The organism is Methylophaga sp. OBS1 (assembly GCF_026319365.1).
Map to the genome: position 1 here is coordinate 26,473 of NZ_JAPDMS010000004.1, position 18,669 is coordinate 45,141.

14 protein-coding genes are annotated in these 18,669 nt (G+C 50.8%); 5 read left to right on the top strand and 9 right to left on the bottom strand.

What is annotated here, in order from left to right:
- Positions 1–17: 17 nt before the first annotated feature.
- Positions 18–1,319: a GspE/PulE family protein gene (locus OMQ46_RS11540; protein ID WP_266237087.1), complete on the bottom strand. Its 1,302-nt coding sequence runs from the start codon at positions 1,317–1,319 to the stop codon at positions 18–20.
- Positions 1,320–1,506: 187 nt separating this feature from the next.
- A complete protein-coding gene (locus OMQ46_RS11545) occupies positions 1,507–1,818 on the bottom strand; it encodes a hypothetical protein (protein ID WP_266237088.1) in 312 nt (103 codons plus the stop codon).
- Positions 1,819–2,171: 353 nt separating this feature from the next.
- On the opposite strand from OMQ46_RS11545, the gene OMQ46_RS11550 reads away from it, so the two are divergent.
- The 3 genes from OMQ46_RS11550 to OMQ46_RS11560 all read left to right on the top strand — a co-directional run bounded on the left by OMQ46_RS11550 (position 2,172) and on the right by OMQ46_RS11560 (position 5,672).
- The gene (locus tag OMQ46_RS11550; protein ID WP_266237089.1) at positions 2,172–2,606 is read left to right on the top strand and encodes a DUF4174 domain-containing protein; all 435 of its coding nucleotides are present in this window, start codon (positions 2,172–2,174) and stop codon (positions 2,604–2,606) included.
- Positions 2,607–2,680: 74 nt separating this feature from the next.
- Complete coding sequence (gene sodC, locus OMQ46_RS11555) at positions 2,681–3,196, top strand: superoxide dismutase [Cu-Zn] SodC (protein ID WP_266237091.1); 516 nt, start codon at positions 2,681–2,683, stop codon at positions 3,194–3,196.
- Positions 3,197–3,548: 352 nt separating this feature from the next.
- Entirely contained in the window at positions 3,549–5,672 is a 2,124-nt protein-coding gene (locus OMQ46_RS11560) for a TonB-dependent receptor (protein ID WP_266237093.1), read from the top strand.
- A gap of 74 nt (positions 5,673–5,746) precedes the next feature.
- Here the strand turns inward: OMQ46_RS11560 and OMQ46_RS11565 are convergent, their stop codons facing one another.
- Together OMQ46_RS11565 and OMQ46_RS11570 are read right to left on the bottom strand one after the other, a co-directional pair.
- Positions 5,747–6,226: a hypothetical protein gene (locus OMQ46_RS11565; protein WP_266237094.1), complete on the bottom strand. Its 480-nt coding sequence runs from the start codon at positions 6,224–6,226 to the stop codon at positions 5,747–5,749.
- Positions 6,227–6,241: 15 nt separating this feature from the next.
- A complete protein-coding gene (locus tag OMQ46_RS11570) occupies positions 6,242–7,330 on the bottom strand; it encodes an AI-2E family transporter (RefSeq protein WP_266237095.1) in 1,089 nt (362 codons plus the stop codon).
- Between the two features lie 201 nt (positions 7,331–7,531).
- Here OMQ46_RS11570 and OMQ46_RS11575 point away from each other — a divergent pair, with 201 nt between their 5' ends.
- The gene (locus OMQ46_RS11575; protein ID WP_266237097.1) at positions 7,532–8,914 is read left to right on the top strand and encodes a dicarboxylate/amino acid:cation symporter; all 1,383 of its coding nucleotides are present in this window, start codon (positions 7,532–7,534) and stop codon (positions 8,912–8,914) included.
- Positions 8,907–9,227, top strand: coding sequence for a cupin domain-containing protein (locus tag OMQ46_RS11580; protein ID WP_266237099.1), 321 nt, complete (start codon positions 8,907–8,909; stop codon positions 9,225–9,227). The genes OMQ46_RS11575 and OMQ46_RS11580 overlap by 8 nt, the downstream gene beginning before the upstream one ends.
- A gap of 62 nt (positions 9,228–9,289) precedes the next feature.
- On the opposite strand, the gene OMQ46_RS11585 is transcribed toward OMQ46_RS11580, so the two are convergent.
- From OMQ46_RS11585 to purL, 5 genes are all read right to left on the bottom strand, one after another.
- On the bottom strand, positions 9,290–9,715 hold the full coding sequence (locus OMQ46_RS11585; RefSeq protein WP_266237101.1) for a plastocyanin/azurin family copper-binding protein: 426 nt from the start codon (positions 9,713–9,715) through the stop codon (positions 9,290–9,292).
- 203 nt (positions 9,716–9,918) lie between these two features.
- Entirely contained in the window at positions 9,919–10,887 is a 969-nt protein-coding gene (locus OMQ46_RS11590; RefSeq protein WP_266237103.1) for a universal stress protein, read from the bottom strand.
- Positions 10,884–12,536 (bottom strand): cation:proton antiporter, encoded by a 1,653-nt coding sequence (locus tag OMQ46_RS11595; RefSeq protein ID WP_266237105.1) that lies wholly within the window; start codon positions 12,534–12,536, stop codon positions 10,884–10,886. Before OMQ46_RS11595 ends, OMQ46_RS11590 begins: the two co-directional genes overlap by 4 nt.
- A gap of 89 nt (positions 12,537–12,625) precedes the next feature.
- Complete coding sequence (locus OMQ46_RS11600) at positions 12,626–14,773, bottom strand: sensor domain-containing diguanylate cyclase (RefSeq protein WP_266237107.1); 2,148 nt, start codon at positions 14,771–14,773, stop codon at positions 12,626–12,628.
- Positions 14,774–14,779: 6 nt separating this feature from the next.
- A complete protein-coding gene (gene purL / locus OMQ46_RS11605) occupies positions 14,780–18,664 on the bottom strand; it encodes a phosphoribosylformylglycinamidine synthase (RefSeq protein ID WP_266237108.1) in 3,885 nt (1,294 codons plus the stop codon).
- Positions 18,665–18,669 lie beyond the last annotated feature (5 nt).

The window sequence follows — 18,669 nt, forward strand, 5'->3', positions numbered from 1 at the left end:
TCTCAGCCCAACCTACACTAGGATTTCTGAGGTCTGAAGCCCGGCAGTAGCATGCCGGTGTGCAGCAACTCTCGCAGCGTGGTCAGGCCCTCTTCTACTTTTGCCAGACCGTCATCCAGCATCAGCATTTCGCCACGTTCAATCAAAGTTTGTCTAAGTGCCTGCTCATCCTCATGATTGAGGATCATCGCGAGATCTTCTTCCGTCGGCTGCCAGACTTCAAAAATACCCAGCCGACCTTGATACCCCAGTTCATTACAGGCATGACAGCCTTCGGCGCGCCAGACTGTTGAGGGCACATCACGCCCATGCTCCTGAAGCCATTTTTTCTCCATCTCATTGGGCGTGTCTTCGACTTTGCACGTTGGGCAGAGCCTGCGGACCAGCCTTTGCGCTACCACCAGCCCGAGATTGCTGGAGATTTCATAATCGTCCAGACCCAGATTGCGAAAGGCTGTGATGGTGCCCACGGCATCACGACTATGCAATGTGGCCATCAGGGCCCGGCCACTGGTTGCCACGCTGACCGCAGCGCGGGCCGAGGGCACATCCCTGATTTCACCAATCAGGACGTAATCCGGATCCAGCCTGAGCATGGCATCCGCGCCATTAGCGAAGGTGAGATTATGGGTCGGGTTAACCTGGATTTGATTAATGCCGGGGACTTCGTATTCAACCGGGTCCTCCAGGGTGATGACATGACTATCATTGAGTTTCAGTTCATGCAGCAAGGCATAGAGTGTGGTGGTTTTACCGCTGCCTGTTGGGCCGGCCACCACAAACAGACTGCCGTTCGCATCCATCCAGCGCCGGATTGATTCGACACCCTGGCTGTGAATGCCCAGTTGTCTGACCTCTTTCACCGCTTCCGGTGGTGATAACAAGCGAATCGCCAGCTTATCCCCGGAGATACAGGGGACTGCTGTTACCCTCAAATCCAGGGTTTGATCCTCGATCTCGTAACTGAAACCGCCTTCATCACAGTTCACGCTGGGCAAGGGATCGATATTGGCCAGCACCTTGAACTGATGTGCCAGCCGCTGCCCCTGATCACGTTCAATCTCAATGGCGTCAATCATGACGCCATCAATTCTGAGACGAACCTGGTAATGAGTCGGAAACGGGTCAAGATGAATATCAGACGCCCTGGCCTGGAGCGTGTCGTGCAGCAAGGCGTGGGCACCGAGCCCCTCGTCATCTGACAGATCCTCGTTATCTGCAAATAACTGACGGAACTCGACCAGAATATGCTCACGAAGTTGACGGCCAAAGCGTTGTTCGGCTTGCCGTTGTTGGCTTTCTCGGGTGTCCTGGCTCAAGGTAATATCCTCCGAAAGACAAACTACATTCATTGTTTCAACACAGCGCGCGATTCAAAGCAAAGCCGGCGCTCAGTAGGCGGGAATTCTGTATTACAAATTCCCCTAGCAACAGGCCATCCCATGTGCTGCCGACTTCATCCTGATTCCCTATCTGGCTCGCAGGGTTGAGGCTTCTTCATTTAATTCATTGATTGTCATGATAATTGTCCTCAATTCTGTCCCAGCTGTTGTACTCGCCGCGGTCACCGGGATAGGGATCAATCCATTCATTTTCGTCCAGACGATTGTCTTGATTCTGATCCCAGCCTTCATAACGGCGTGTGTCGTCCTCCCTATAGCTGTTGTATTGCGGCTGCGAAATCTGGCCATCCTGATCAGAATCCAGTGATGAGTAGGGCTCGTCGGCCAGCGCGCTGTTACTCAGTAGCGCGAGCATCACGCTGAGGGCCAGAGAATGTAAGCTGAAGATCCTGTTTTTGCTATCAAGCAATGTCATGTTCAGGCTCCTTTCAAATGGCTGAGTAGTGTACGGTTTAATCTGGGCACGCCATTAATAAACGGGGCCAGAATCAATCCGTTCACTTCTCGTGAGAAAAGGCACAAAAGCTCTTTGTGCTTGCTGATAAAACGTTTCTTGTCACTATTTTTCAGACGATCAACAACAACCGTTTTTGAACAGCATCCTATTCCGTTACGACACCCTGATAATGGAGAAGTTGAGCTTGGATGAGGTTCCGCTTTATTAAGTTCTGAAACAGCACAAGTGAGATGAAAAATATCGGGCGTGGCTAAAGTCATCGTCGTGTTTGGCTGGTCACAAAGGTGATTGCTGAAATTCAAGACAGGTGAATGATGAAATATGCAGCGCTGTTAATCGCTTTCTTATTATCTTTTAATGCCATGTCCGAAAATCAACCGATACTGAACAATCTGGAGCCGCTGACCTGGAAAAACCGGGTCATTCTTGTCTTTACCAACGACACTGAGCAATACCAGACTCGCCTGCAACAGGCGAAAGCAGCGATAGATGACCGGGATATCGCCTGGTTCATTATCGATGGCAATGAGACTAAAACCAACTATCAAGGCAGGGTCACGGATAAGTTCGCCGCCACTATCAACCGGCAGTACTCAGCACTGGATGCAGCAGTCATTCTGATTGGCAAGGATGGCGGCGTGAAGGAAACCGGCGACTTGCTGTCACTGGACGGTCTGTTTGATGAAATTGACTCGATGCCAATGCGAATCAGAGAAATGAACCAGAATCAGCTAACCGATGGTTAACAGCAAATGTAGGAACATCTTAGCTTCTGCAAAGTCCAGTTAGGTAAGTTGAGAAATCAAAAAAGGAGGTCTTAATGAAGCTGAAACATGCCCTACTTTCGTCACTGTTTCTGACATCCAGTGTCTTAGCCGCTGATTCCATCACTGTCGATATGACTAACCTGCAAACCGGTGAGCCGGCAGGCACAGTCACCATCAGCCAACACCCTTTCGGCACGGTGTTCACACCGGATATGCAAAACCTGACGACCGGTAATCACGGTTTCCATGTGCATGAAATCGCTTCCTGCGGCCCGAAAAAGAAAGATGGGGAAATAGTCCCCGGTGGCGCAGCCGGCAGCCACTTTGACCCAGCCAACACAGGCCGTCATGGTGAACCCTGGGATTTGTATGGTCACGCCGGTGATTTGCCAGCCTTATACGTCGACAAGAACGGCATGGCGACACAACCGGTGCTCTCCCCCAAACTGACACTGAAAGAGATTCGTAACCGGTCTTTAATGGTCCATGTGAACGGGGATAACTATTCAGACCACCCTAAACCACTGGGCGGTGGTGGCGCCCGACTTGCCTGTGGCGTGATTCAATAAGCACTTTGAATCAAAAGAACCGGTCAATTGACCGGTTCTTTTTTTATGCCTATATATCGTCACTGCAATCCCTGCATTTCTAATCCAGTGTTGGTTAAACACTTATCTAAGCATGCCGAAATTTTTTGGTTACCTTCTTGAGTACTTGCTAATTAATCTGAGGCCATCTCCTTGGATTTATTGGATAGCATTCCAATGAGTGATGATGTTAATTCACGGCGGCAATGACATATAAATAATACTGAGTCTCATTTAGATTTTTATTGACTAACTCAAATCCTCATAAGATAATTGGCACTTTTTTCTAGCCATGATCAGGCAATTCTTGTCTGATAATTTGAGGATAGCACTCATGACTGCAAGCAAGCCACGCCTTAAAACGCTCGACTCCAGGTTAAAACTTAATCCTGCGGTACTTATTTTCTGCTCCCCGCTTGTTCTGGCATCACTCAGCATTCAAGCCCAGGAGAATAAGGAAGAAGAGGTTTTCCGTTTTTCACCAATCATTGTGAACGCGCAGGTAGCAGCTGATGATGATGCAAACTCTGTAGTGGCCCAGGAACTCTGGGTGGGTGGTAAGGTAGCGACGAGTATTTTGGACACACCGGCTTCCGTCTCTGTTATCACAGAAAAAGAAATTGAGCTACGTGATGCCAACACGACTGAAGAAGTGCTGCAGTACACTCCGGGTGTGATCACAGATTATTATGGTACCGATGATCGCAATGATTACTTTCAGATTCGTGGTTTCCAGGCGACAACCTATCGTGATGGCCTGACACTGGGTTCAATGCGTGGGGTCCGTGAGGAAGCATACGCTTATGAGCGTGTCGAGGTCTTGCGCGGTGCCAACTCGACATTGTTCGGCCCGGCAGACCCAGGCGGTTCCGTGAATTTTGTTAGCAAGCAACCCAAGTTTGAAAAGTTTGGAGAAGGCTATCTGACCTACGGTACGTTTGATCGCAAAGAAGTCGGTGTCGATGTTGGTGATACGTTAAATGCCGACTCAACTCTGGCTTATCGCTTTACTGCAAAAGTAAAGGATGCGGAACGTGAATACGATTATTCCCGTGATGATAATGAGTTCATTATGGGTGGCCTTACTTGGGAGCCGACCGACTTTACTTCCGCAACGGTTATTTTTGATTACCTCAACCGTGACAGCACGCCCAATAGTGGTGGCTATCCGAAAGATAGAGAATATGACCGTGACGAATTTTTTGGTGAACCAAACTTTAACTACCATGATGTTGAACGTACCAGTGTGACAGGGCTGTTCACTCATGATTTCGACAACGGTTTTATTGTCAGAGCTAATGTACGATACAGCGACCTGACAGATGACTTCGGTTATGTTTACCTGGCTGATAACCCAAGCACTGCCGGAACAGATCGTTCGTTTTTTGGCAGTGATAGCAAAGCTGAGGAATTAATTGGTAATACTATTCTTCAGTACGATGCCCAGTTTGACTGGTTCGATAGTAGTACGCTGGTTGGTTTGGAATACCGTGACGCCACCAGCGAACAAGTTTCATTTTTTGGGGGTGTCCCATCCATTAATCTTTCAAACCCTATATACAGCGGTGCACCAAGTAGTGCAGACATATTCAATGGTATATACCTCAGGGATAAACAGGACTACACCACCAAGTCAATCTTCCTGCAGCAAAACTTCTCGTTTAATGATCGCTTTATCATTACCGGCGGTATTCGTAACGACGTGCTGGATCTGTCCAGCACAGATATCACTGGCGCAAGATCTTCGGATAAGTTCTCAGAAACCTCTGTTCGTGGCGCGCTGACATATAAAGTCACTGATGAAGTCTCGACCTACATCAGCATGGTTGAATCGGTAGCCCCGCCCACCATTGGGGTTAAACCAGAACGAGGCAAACAGTATGAGGTGGGTATGAAATATGCCCCTATCGATACCAATGCCATTTTCTCGGTCTCTGTCTATGACTTAACCAAAGAAGATGTCACTATCGCTGTAGTCCAGGGTGATGGCTCGATCCAACGTGAGACTATTGGTGAGTCTGACGTAAAAGGTGTCGATTTTGAAGCCAAAGTTGAGTTGACTGACAGCTTCAGTCTGACCGGTGGTTACTCCTACATGGAGACAGAAGTGGTTCGTGGCACGCTTCGGAATGGCACATCACTTAAAGACAATGAATTTGTTGCTGCCCCCAACCATATGGCTTCTCTGTGGGGCCACTACACCTTTCCGAGTAAGGATATGAGTTTTGGACTGGGTGCCCGCTACACTGGCTCCTACTTCTTTGACGCCAGTAATACTGCAAAAAGTGAAGCAGCCGTATTGTTCGACTCATCATTCTCTTACAGAGTCTACAAAAACACTGACCTGACGTTACACGCACGTAACTTGCTGGATGAACAGCATGTTGTGGGCTCAGGTACCGCTGATTATTACAATCCGGGCCGTGAATTATCAGCCACAGTGAACTATAGCTGGTAGGCTTGTCCACGCGTTTGGATGGCTCATAGCCATTCAAACAGAACACAAAAAAACCGGCCTCCAGGCCGGTTTTTTTATCCACTTTCAAAAACGCGCGACGGTTTTGATGCGGTAAACAGATCGTCTCTCAGGTTGTCGACAAAACCAGCGTTGAGCGTGATGTTCTCGTAAAGCCAGTAATGATAGCCCCCCTCATAGACCTTGTATCGCCAGTGATAACGGCACTGCACCCAGCCGTCCGTTAAATCTGCCACTGGTTCAGTTGGCAGCATCGAGTCGGGTTGTGCGATGTGTTCCAGGGTTTTGTTATTTAGGTCAAAACGAAAACGGTCGATAATGAAACGACCATCATCACTGAGTTCATAGCGGATGCGATTACCCATCACATCATCGCCGTGCTGATCCAGCAGCACCTGATGATCAGCCAGATAGCGGGCATTGGGTTGTTTCACTGGGAGGCGATCCGGCTTCTCCGCCCGGGCTTTGAGGTCGGCTTCTGAACGTTGGCCTTTATCCCATTGCTGAATCACAATTTGTACGACTAATATCGTCATGACGTTCCGGCACAGTTATAGCGAAGCTTCACTTGGTTGCTGAGTCCGTTTGAGGCTACGTGGCCAGGCGTTCATCAGGGCTTTGAGTAGCGTCGCCAGGGGAATGGCGAAGAAAATGCCCCAGAAGCCCCAGATTCCACCGAAGAATAAGACGGCAAGAATGATGGAGACCGGATGCAGGTTCACCGCCTCCGAAAACAGCACGGGCACCAGTACATTACCATCCAGTGCCTGAATCACGCCGTAAGCAATCACGACGTAGAGAAACTCATTGGTCAGACCAAAGTGAAAACCAGCCACGGCCGCTACCGGCAACGTAGCCACCGCAGCACCGATGAATGGCACCAATACTGAAAAGCCGACCAGCACCGCCAGCAATGCCGAGTAAGGCAGACCGAACAAGGCAAAGGTGATAAAAGTTACTGATCCAACGATGATAATCTCTACCACCTTACCGCGGACATAATTGGCAATCTGATCATCCATCTCATTCCATATCCGGCTCATCAGCCCCCGCTTTTCCGGCAGCACAGACAAGGTGAAACCGACCAGTTTCTCGCGATCTTTCAGCATGAAGAAAATCAGAATCGGCACCAGCACCAGGTAGACAATCAGACCAATAACGCTACCCAGTGAGGCCAGCGATAGCGTCAGTGCGCGCTGGGCATAGAGATTGAACTCACGACTGACGGCGGCAATCCAGGTCTGGATCTGGTCCTGGGTAACAAAGTTGGGATATTTCTGCTGCAGTTCATCCAGCCACTGCTGGCCACTGGAGAGCATCTTGGGAATTTCCTGCACCAGGTTGACCATCTGGTTCCACAGCAAAGGCATGAGTAAAAATGCCAGTGCCAGCATGGCACCGATAAAGCCCAGAAAAACGACACCGATTGCGACCTTTTCCGGCACATGTCTGCGGGTAAGCAGATTAACAACACCTTGCAACAAAAAAGCCAGCACCAGCGCGGTAAAAAACGGTGCCAACATGCTGCCAAACCAAATGACTGCTGCAAACCCCAAGACCAGCACTATCAGCATGATCACCGCTTCTTCATCGGAGAAATAGCGCTCAGCCCAATCACTAAAAATTGCCCGCAAGGTCATTTTTTTCTCTGTCCTTTTGACCACCCAGATTTGTTGTGTGTATTGTGGCACAACCCTTGTACTCAAGTTGAACAGAATCCTGCTGATGACGCAATTCTTGCTGCCTGGCATTAAAGATAAGCAGGTGCCTAAGATGACTTTTCTTGTGCTATTTTTAGCCTGAATCCATTATTTATCGTCATTATTGAGTCAGAGCAGGCTATGACAGAAGAAAAAAACCCAGGTCCAGATATACCATCTCCCCCCTCTCCACGGCCTTCATTGAGTAGTTATTTATTTGGTCTGGTGCAACACCGGCTCTGGCTGAAAGTGCTGATTGGGATGTTTCTGGGCCTGATAACCGGCATTTTCCTGGGCCCATCTACCGGCCTGGTAGCCCCGTCTACCGGTTCTATTATCGGTAACTGGCTGGCGTTTCCGGGGCGATTGTTTATCGCCACCATTCAGATGATTGTGATTCCGCTGGTAATTGCCTCTGTTGTGCGTGGACTGGCAGCCACTGAGGATATGGAGCAACTGCGCAAAGTTGGCGTTCGTGTCGTGTTGTTTTTTACTGCCACCACCGCGCTGGCATCCGCCATTGGCTTATGGATCGGAAACTTGTTCAATCCTGGCAAATTGCTACAAAACGTGACACTGCCAAAACAGGACACCAGTGATATCGCTCCGGCTGCCATGCCGGATGTAACGTCCCTGCCTGATGTCCTGTTGGGACTGCTACCGGGCAATCCACTGGATGCGATGGTGCAGGGACAAATGCTACAAGTGGTGATCTTCTCAATTATTGTCGGTGTGGCACTGGTATCAATGCCCGCCGAACAATCCCGACCCATGCTGGACTTACTGCGATCTTTGCAGCAAATCTGCATGACCGTCGTGCACTGGGCAATGCGACTGGCGCCTTATGCTGTTTTCGGATTGATGGCACAACTCACCACAAGTATTGGGCTCAGCGCCCTGCTTGGAATGGCCTCATATGTTTTCACCGTGCTGAGCGGACTATTGATATTGATGCTGGTCTATTTATTGTTGCTAAGACTGATGGCGGGTCAGCACCCGATGCAGTTTTTGAAACATTGCCGTGATGTATTGCTGCTCGCCTTTTCTACCTCCAGTTCTGCTGCAGTGATGCCACTGTCCATTCGCACTGCTCAGGATAAACTGGCGGTCAGACCCTCCATTGCCCAGTTTGTTATTCCGCTGGGTGCGACGATTAATATGAATGGCACGGCGCTGTATCAAAGTGTGGCGACCGTTTTCCTGGCACAGGTCTACGGGGTTGATCTCAGTATGGCCAGTATGGCACTGGTTGTCGCTATGGCCGTGGGCGCCTCTATCGGTTCACCAGCAACGCCTGGTGTCGGTATTGTGATACTGGCCATGGTACTGACCACGGTGGGTATTCCACCCAGTGGTATCGCCCTGATAATGGGGGTCGATCGTATCCTGGATATGTCGAGAACCGCAGTGAATGTGACCGGTGATCTGGTGACATCGCGTTTGATGGAAGGCTGGGCACGGAAACAGTCCGGTCCTGCTGATAATCTGGCAGACACTGCGCCGATCACAGTGAAAAATGACTAAAAACAATATTTTTTCAGACATCCCATCATGCATTGATCAGGAAGTCTTTGAAGCGCTTGTAAGCAGAGACAACATACGGATAGAGCGTATTATTTCACACGGTCAGGCCTCACCTGAAACTGGCTGGTATGACCAGGCTGAAAATGAATGGGTTATCGTGTTGAGCGGTTCTGCCAGTTTACTGTTGGAAGGTGACAGTGAAATGGAACTGAAAGCAGGCAATTATGTTTTCATTCCCGCTCACCGTCGCCACAAGGTACTGAAAACGGATAGCGGGCAGCCCACTGTCTGGTTAGCTATATTTTTTGAATAAGTAACAGACAATAAAAAACCGGCTGCCGAAACAGCCGGTTGATTACGTCACGCCGGATGGATTTACAGGCCTTCTGCAAATTCGATTGCTTCATCAACGACCCGGCCCAGGCCGCCTTTGACGTCCTGTGATTTAATCTGCTCCAGATTAACCGGGTTACCCACAATCACAGCGCCCCCCATACCTGCACCGATGTGCGGGTCACATTGATAAATGTAGATGCCCTCTTTTTCGAAGGTATGGTTGATATTCTCACTCATCGGTGAGGTGAATGCTTCAGTTCCCTCTGGGATCAGGTTTTCCAGCATGTTGACGTTATGCGTCATCATATTTTCCCAGTAAACCGTGTCACCGGGCTGGATATGGATATTCATTGGCATAAACTTGAGACCACGTGCATCTACCGTGTGGTTCTCGGCCACTGCTGATCCCGCTGCCAGTAGTCCCGTGATCAATAACGCAGTTAGGATTGATGTGAGTTTTCTCATGTAACCTCCTGTTGATTGTTCGCTATTAGGACAGGAGTCTTTCCCATGAGTTCAATAGAAAAAAGTGGTTGTTTCAATCAGTTAACCCAATGAGCATGGCCGCACAAGGATATGCCTCTACCTGACTATCTCTGCCTCACCGTTTTTTTTCCGCGATCACTGACACGGGTCAGAATAAATGGCAGCAGACCTCTCTACCCCGGTTAGCTTTCAAGCTTCACTGGCGATACAAATTCTGCCGGCTTCACCACCAGCACTGAGCAGTCCACCTGTTCCAACACCATTTCTGCCGTGTTGCCAATAAACACGCCACTCATTCCCGTACGGGCAACACTGCCCATGATCAGCAGATCGGTACCCAGCGACCTGGCCTGCTGGGGAATAACCGTTTGTGCGGCACCTTCAATCAAATGAAAATAGGCATAGCGTCGTCCCTGCGCCGACTCGCCGAGACTTGGATTAATGTAGTCAGCAATACGCTGCAGACTTCGCTGATGGGCTGATTTCTCGTCATGGACGTATTGGTGAGTCTGCTTATCATCCAGGTTTCCCCATGCTCTGAGCAGCATTTCATCAGGCGGCTGCCAGCAATGCAATATATGCATTTGGGTCTCGGCCTCACAGGCCATCTGGGCTGAAAACCCAAGCAGTGTCTCGTTAAACTGGCTTAATGCAGAGCCTGGCTCCGTAGTGTCAAAGTCTAATGCCAGCAGGATATTCTTATATTCTGACCGGCTTCCGGGTTTGATAATCCACAGTGGGCAGGGGCATTTACGCAACAAATGCATATCGTCACTGCCGAACAGTCGCTCCAGCCAGGGTGGATTTTCTGCCGCTTTAATGAGCAAATCATAGTGCTCAGCCATGACCGCCCTGATTGCTTCAACGAAGCGTTTACCTGTCTTGATCTGGATGGCAACCTGAGCCTCTGTCTCCAGTGAGTCAAGTAATGCATTCAGGTCTTGGCGTCGTTCATTCTGGAGTGCTTGTTCCAATTGTTGGATATCCAGATTCTGCGGCAAGGGATTCAACTGAGAACGAACCTCAGGCATCACTTCCAGTATGGTGAGTTCGGCGTCTTGTGCCTGGGCGAATAATATCGCTTGTCTGACTGCATCAGTCTGCTCGGAAGCAGGCTCCGAGAGATAGAGAATCCTTTTTATCTGGCTCATTGTTCGCCCTTTTTTTCTGCTCGCCCAGCCAGTAGTTTATCTACAGCCTCTTTGGCAGCGTCTGAGTATGGTTCCAGCACAACATTGACTCCTTCGTCAGCAAACAGAATCTGATCCTGTCTGTTAGTCACTGAGAAAGCCGTTTTTCCTGTATATCCATGCTGTCTCAGGCCGTGTAGCAACATGCGGTTTATCTGGCTGTCCCGAACGGTACTAACGACCCAGTTAATTTTGTCGAGAGGGAGTGAAGCAACGAATTCGGGGTTTTCAACATCACCATAGCGAACACTGTAACCGTCTCTGCTATGACGTCTCACAGCTTCCGGGTCGAAATCCACAGCCATAAACGGGCAATCTCTTTTGGCAAGATTACTGGCCACCGACGCACCGAACCGTCCCAGCCCGACCAGTAAGATGTCTATGTTTTTCTCCGCTTCGGCCGAATTGTTTATTTCACGATAAGGAATTCGTCGTTCAAACAGCGACAAAAACCGAGAATAGCGTTCGTATATCTGATGCGAGTATAAAATCATGTAGGTTGATGCACTGATGGTAATCAATCCGACCAGGGTGATCAGGCCGACCACTTCCTGATTCAGGTGCCCCAATGACAGTCCCAGTGCAGCCAGAATCAGGGAAAACTCGCTGATCTGGGCTACAGTCAGACCAGCTAGAAAACCGGTGCGTTTGCGATAGCCCATATAGCCCATGATCGCCATCACAATCAGCGGGTTACCAAATAACACGAATAGCGAGAAGATACTGGCAGCGAATACCTGCGCCCCCAGCAGACTCAAGTCCAGCGTGGCCCCCAGTTCCACAAAGAAGAACAGTAACAGGAAGTCCCGCAAACTGACCAAGCGGGCCGCGACCTGTTCCCGATAGGCGGTAGAAGCAATAGAAATACCGGCCAGAAAAGCGCCAACCTCTTTACTGAAACCCAGCACCTCACCTGTCGTGGCGCCTATCACTGCCCAGGCGATAGCAAATAACATCAACAGCTCGGTGGAATGGGCCAGTCGATGGAGCAGCCATGGGAGCACGTAACGCATCAACAAGGCCACAACGATCAGCATGGCCCCGCCTTTGAGAATGATCTCAACCGCTTCCCAGCCCAGACTGGTCTCGCTATCTGCCTGACCATAGGCGGTGAGTCCAATCATCACCAGCACCACCACAATATCCTGAACGATCAGGAAACCAACGGCGATACGGCCATGCAGCGCGTCCACTTCTCTCTTATCAGAGAGCAACTTAACAATAATGATGGTGCTGGAGAATGTCAGTGCCACCGCGATATAGATAGCAGGCACATGGCCAAAGCCAAGCAGTAAAGCTATAAAATAGCCGACGACAGAGGTAAAAAAGACCTGGCCTAAACCTGAGGCAAGCGCCACCGGCCCGACAGTCCGGATTACATGCAGATCCAGCTTGAGTCCGACAACGAACAACAGCAACGCGATACCCAGCCGTGCGAACAGTTCGATCTCACTGCTGTGTGACACCATTTCAAAGCCGGATGGACCTATCAGAATGCCCACCACGATAAAGGCCACTATCAATGGTTGTTTTAGAAACTGCGCGATGATGCCACCGATAGCGGCAAGCGCCAGGATGACACCAATCTGGCTAAAGACACTGTCAAACATACTTATTTCCGGAACATGAGCTTTGACAACTTTAGCAGTATAGCAAGGGAAAGTCGCTCCTCTTCGTGCCCCACAGAATCCGCTTTTCTTTACTGTATTTCTGACCGGACCTGCTTTGTATCATCCGCTGAAACAACGCGATTTCGCCCTCTCTGCTTGGCAGCGTAGAGTGCCTGATCGGCCTGCCGCAGTAGCGTTTCAGCATCCGTGTCCGGTCCTGACAATGAGGAAACACCAATTGAGATGGTCAGGTGGGAAAGTTTCTCGTTACGATAACTGATTTCCAGTGACTGTATTGCTTCTCTTAAACGCTCTGCCTTAGAGATGGCATCTTCAAGTTCAGCATCCCGCATCAGCACCACAAATTCCTCACCACCGAGCCGGCAAGGAATGTCACTCTCACGAAAATAATGCTGCAGCGTGTCAGCGACGGCCTGTAAAGCGGCATCTCCCGCATCATGACCAAACTCGTCATTGAAGTGTTTAAAATGATCGATATCACAAATCAACAGGGACAAAGGGGATTGATGACGCTTTGCCAACTGAATATCACGCGCCAGCGCATCATCAAAAAAACGGCGGTTGCGAAGACCGGTCAGGGAGTCTTCGAAGGAGTAACGCTGCAAATCTTCTCGCAGTTTGATATTGCCCAGTGTCACCGTCATTCTTTGTGTCGTTCTGTGAAGAAAATCGTCTAACTTCGCTTTGGGGAGCGCTTCATCACCCGCATCCAGTGTGAGCGAGGCCAGTACATGACTTCCCCCTTCAAGTGCCTGCAATCGAATCTGTGCATCAGGTAATGCGTTGACATTATCGCCGTCCAGCGTGACATTGACCCGGCTGGGTTTAAAGACACCGGCAAGCTTGTCACGGATCAGGGTCTTGGCTTCTTCAAGGTTTTCACAGGATTGCAGCGCCTGATTAAACTTTTCCAGTTCAGCAATAAAGCGGTTCTCCCTCTCCAACTCCATGCGCCTCTGTTGCTCAGTTGCCGCATAGGCGTGCAGTTCCGCTGTGCGTTCGGTTACCCTGTTCTCGAGTTGCTGATTCAGTTGCTCTATTGCCAGGTTGGTCTGCACATAACTGCGAATTGAGATCACCACTAACACCAGCGCCAACAACAACCCTCCTATGGCGATAGGAAAGTCGACCCATGGCAGGAAGCTGTGTGCCACCAGCATATCTACCAGCAGAAAAACGGCATAGACAGTGAACGCCGCAAGTACCAGTTTCTGTGAGAAGTTGACGCGTCGTGACATTGGCAGCACCACCCGCATCATGATGAGCAGTGAAATGACAAACAAAACGTCAAACACCGGGAAGAAGAGCGCGAGATCGACAGTTCCGCTCAGGGACAACAGGACTGCCAGGAGCAGATAAGTCAGGTGAAACTGGGCAACAAATTTCAGCAAACGACTGCCAGTTGCGCCGTTCAACCAGTGATAAAGCAACATGGAGATAAATATTGGCATGGCGAAATAGCAACCTGCCGCCAGATACGTTTTCAGTAATGGCCACTGCATTACCAGCTGTATCGCCAGATTCTCTCCGATAAGCACACCTGCTGTGGCGAGAGAAAACAAACCCAGGTAGAAAAACTCTTTTTTGGTACCCCGAAACAGGGCGAAAACCAGACTGACAAAAGCAACCAGTAAAGAGAATGCAGCGACGATCAGTTCGTGCATGCCACTACTGATCACATGCAGCAGCATGTCAGAGCGTTCCATCAGTTTGGCTTCGCCCCATAAACCGATGTCAGTGTAATCGGAATAAATTCGAAAATAGATTGGCTTGTTGGAGAACGCTGCAGGCAGGGAGATCTGATGCCAGGGCCAGCCCATGAATGGCTTTTTGCTGTTCTGCTCCAGTTTGCCGAAACGGTAGATTATCTGATCATCGAGATAGACTTCGACGTTAAGGTTAATACTGGTAACAAAAATAACGGGGGCAGAAAGCGCCACATCCGGCAGTTCCGTTTTGAACCAGACATACTGCCGACCCTCACGATCGGGGGGATTCGCTGGAAACGCTATCGGTTGCCATTTGGAAGAGACAGCATCAAAGTCAGGCCGGGAATCACGAAAAGGCAGATCTCCCCAGTAGTATTCCCAGTCAAGCTCGGCGAGTTCAACTGAAGGTGTTGCCGCTTTCACACCGGTGATAGCGATCAGACTGCCCATCACCAGCAATGAAAGCAAAAGCAGTATGCCCCGCAGGGCGAATCTGCGAGGCATCATATCGTTTTAATCCACCCAGCGTCTGGCATTCTGGAACAATCGGGCCCAGGGACCTTCCTTACCCCAGTTATCAGGATGCCATGAATGCTGCACAGCCCGGGTCACCCGCTCTGGATGCGGCATCATAATCGTAACGCGACCATCTGTTGTGGTGAGTGCCGTTAAACCGCCTTTGGAGCCATTGGGGTTAAATGGATAGGTTTCAGTGGCTTGACCGTAGTGATCAACAAAACGCATGGCTCCAATGGCACCTGACTCGGAACCGGTCTCGCTGAAATCAGCACGACCTTCACCATGAGCCACAGCAATCGGCATGATGGAACCCGCCATACCCTGCAGCAGGATGGAGGGAGAATCGAGCACTTCAACCATTGAGAAGCGGGCCTCAAATTGTTCAGACAGGTTGCGCGAGAAACGCGGCCAGTGATCACTACCCGGAATCAGCTCTTTAAGCTGAGACAACATCTGACAGCCATTACAGACACCCAGCGCAAAGGTATCCTGACGCTGGAAAAAGTCAGCGAACTGCTGGCGGGCACGCTCATTATGCAGAATCGTGCTGGCCCAGCCGCGACCGGCACCCAGTACGTCACCATAAGAGAAACCACCACAGGCAACCAGACCGACAAAATCGCTCAAATTGACCCGGCCTTCCAGGATATCACTCATATGCACGTCGATCGCACAGAAACCGGCATGGTCAAATGAGGCTGCCATTTCTACCTGGCCGTTGACGCCCTGCTCCCGCAGGATAGCGACTTTAGGACGCTTACCACTGACAATCAGCGGTGCCGCCACATTTTCCGCGACATCAAAGCTCAATTTAGCAAACAGGCCCGGATCCTTATCATCCAGAATGCTGTCGAATTCCTGCCTGGCGCATTCCGGGTTATCACGCAGTGCCTGCATCTGGTAGCTGGTTTCAGCCCAGAAACGCTGCAACGTGACACGGGACTGATCGATAACCTGTTCACCATCCACCTTGATCCGCAGGCGCTGTTCTTCGGTCACTTGACCAATCACAAAGGAGAGAGATTCAAGACCATTTTCAGCCAGCAGTTTCATGACCTCATCCCGCTGCTCGCGGCGAATCTGAATCACGGCACCCAGTTCTTCACTGAACAGCAGCGGCAGCGCTTCGCCCATGCCGTTGAGTTCAACATCGATACCGCAGCGACCGGCAAAAGCCATCTCAGCCAGTGTCACCACCAGACCACCATCACCCCTGTCATGGTAAGCCAGAATTTTGTTCTGAGCTTTGAGCTGCTGAATCGCGTTGAAGAAATTTTTCAGATCCGCAGCATTATCCAGGTCGGCGCCTTCTGTGCCGATTTGTTTAAAGACCTGTGCCAAAGCAGAGGCTGCCAGACGGTTGCGGCCGTGGCCCAGATCGATATAAATCAGGTCGGTCTCGCCCAGATCAGTGCGCAGTTGTGGCGTACTGGTATTGGCGGCATCGCTCACCGGCGCGAAGGCACTGATAATCAGAGACAACGGTGATGTGACTGTTTTGGTCTCACCCTTTTCATCCCAGACGGTTTTCATCGACAACGAATCCTTGCCGACCGGGATCGCAATACCCAGCTCGGGACACAGCTCCATACCAACGGCTTTGACCGTGTCGTACAAAATGGCATCTTCGCCCGGATGACCACATGGCGCCATCCAGTTGGCCGAAAGTTTGATATCGCTCAGCTTGTCGATTTTAGCCGCAGCGATATTGGTAATTGCTTCACCCACGGCCATACGACCGGATGCCGGACCATTAACCAGAGCCAGCGGAGTACGTTCTCCCATCGCCATGGCTTCACCCAGCAGTTCGTGATGATCTGCCAGGGTCACGGCACAATCAGCAACCGGCACTTGCCAGGGGCCGACCATCTGATCCCGTGCGACCAGACCGGTGACGGTGCGATCACCAATGGTGATCAGGAAGTTTTTACTGGCTACGGCCGGCAGTTTCAGCACCCGCTCCAGTGCGTGCTCTGCAGAAATACCTGTAAAGTCTACCTCTGGATAGACTTTGTCAACATGGGTCACATCACGCAGCATTTTGGGCGGTTTACCCAACAGCAAAGACAGCGGCATATCAATCGGCAGGTTTTCATTGTCCGCGTCACCCAGCATCAGATGCTCTTCTTCGGTGGTTTCACCGACGATGGCCCAGGGGCAACGCTCCCGGTCACAAATCGCCTGGAATTCGTCGACCCTGTCCGGATGAACGCCCAGCACGTAACGCTCCTGAGATTCGTTACACCAGATTTCCATCGGCGACATACTGGATTCATCATTCGGTATCAGACGCAGTTCAAAACGGCCACCCCGGCCACTGTCATCGACCAGTTCAGGGAAGGCATTGGACAGACCACCGGCGCCGACATCATGAATCGCGATAATCGGGTTATCGTCACCCAGGGCCACACAGCGATCGATGACTTCCTGACAGCGGCGTTCCATTTCCGGGTTACCACGTTGAACCGAGGCAAAGTCGAGGCCCTCATCGCTGGTGCCGGAAGCCACCGAGGAAGCAGCGCCGCCACCGAGGCCAATCAGCATCGCCGGGCCACCCAGTACAATGAGTTGCATGCCCGGGTCCATAATGCCTTTTTTGACATGTTGTGGACGAATCGAGCCCATGCCGCCCGCGACCATGATGGGCTTGTGATAGCCTCGCACTTCAAAGCCCTGACTGGACTCCACCTGCATTTCGAAGGTACGGAAGTAACCGCAGAGGTTGGGACGACCGAATTCGTTGTTAAATGCAGCGCCGCCTAATGGTCCATCCGTCATGATTTCCAGCGCCGAAGCCATCCGGGCCGGTCTGCCATAAGGTGTTTCCCAGGGTTGTTCAAAGCCTGGAATTTCAAGGTTGGAGACGGTAAAACCGGTCAGACCGGCTTTAGGCTTGGAGCCACGACCGGTTGCGCCCTCATCACGAATTTCCCCGCCGGCGCCAGTAGCAGCACCGGGAAACGGCGAAATCGCCGTCGGGTGGTTGTGGGTCTCAACCTTCATGATGATGTGCTGGAGTTCGCCTTCATAGTGATACTGGCCATTCGCCATATCGACCTGGAAACGATGACTGCGTGGCCCTTCGATAACAGAGGAGTTATCGGAATAAGCGGTAACCACACCCTCAGGGTTTTTATCGTGGGTATTACGGATCATGTTAAACAGCGTATGCGGCTGCGTTTCTCCATCAATGATCCAGTCAGCACGGAAGATTTTGTGGCGACAATGTTCGGAGTTGGCCTGGGCAAACATCATCAGCTCAATATCATTGGGGTTACGATCGAGCATGGTGAAGTTGTCGTACAGGTAATCGATTTCATCTTCGGCAAGTGCCAGTCCCATGCTCTGGTTGGCAGCAACCAGGGCTTCGCGGCCGCCATTGAGAATATCGACACTGACCAATGGTCTGGAAGCAGCGTGAACAAACAGGCGATCGGCGTCATCAATGCTCTCAAAAACAGACTCGATCATGCGATCATGCAGATGACCGGCTACTTTTTGCCTGTCTTTGGCTGACAGCGGCGCAGTGCTTTTGACAAAAAAAGCGACGCCGCGCTCAATGCGCTCTACATCATTGGCACCGCTGTTTTCAGCAATATCGGTGGCCTTGCTCGACCAGGGGGAAATTGTGCCCGGACGTGGTGTGACCAGGAAAAAGCTCTCGTCTGTTTCAGGCTGAGTATCACCGACTTTGGCTTCCAGCATGGTTTCGACCAGTTTGAGTTCCGGCGAAGGCAGGATACACTCGCCTTCAACTTCCACGAAGTAACGATATTCAGTTCTGATCGCGCTGACAGCAGCGACCTCAGCCTGAATGGCGCTGAGTAATTTCTCCAGTCGGAAAGCAGAAAAAGCCGGACGGCCAATCAATTGCAGCATGCGGA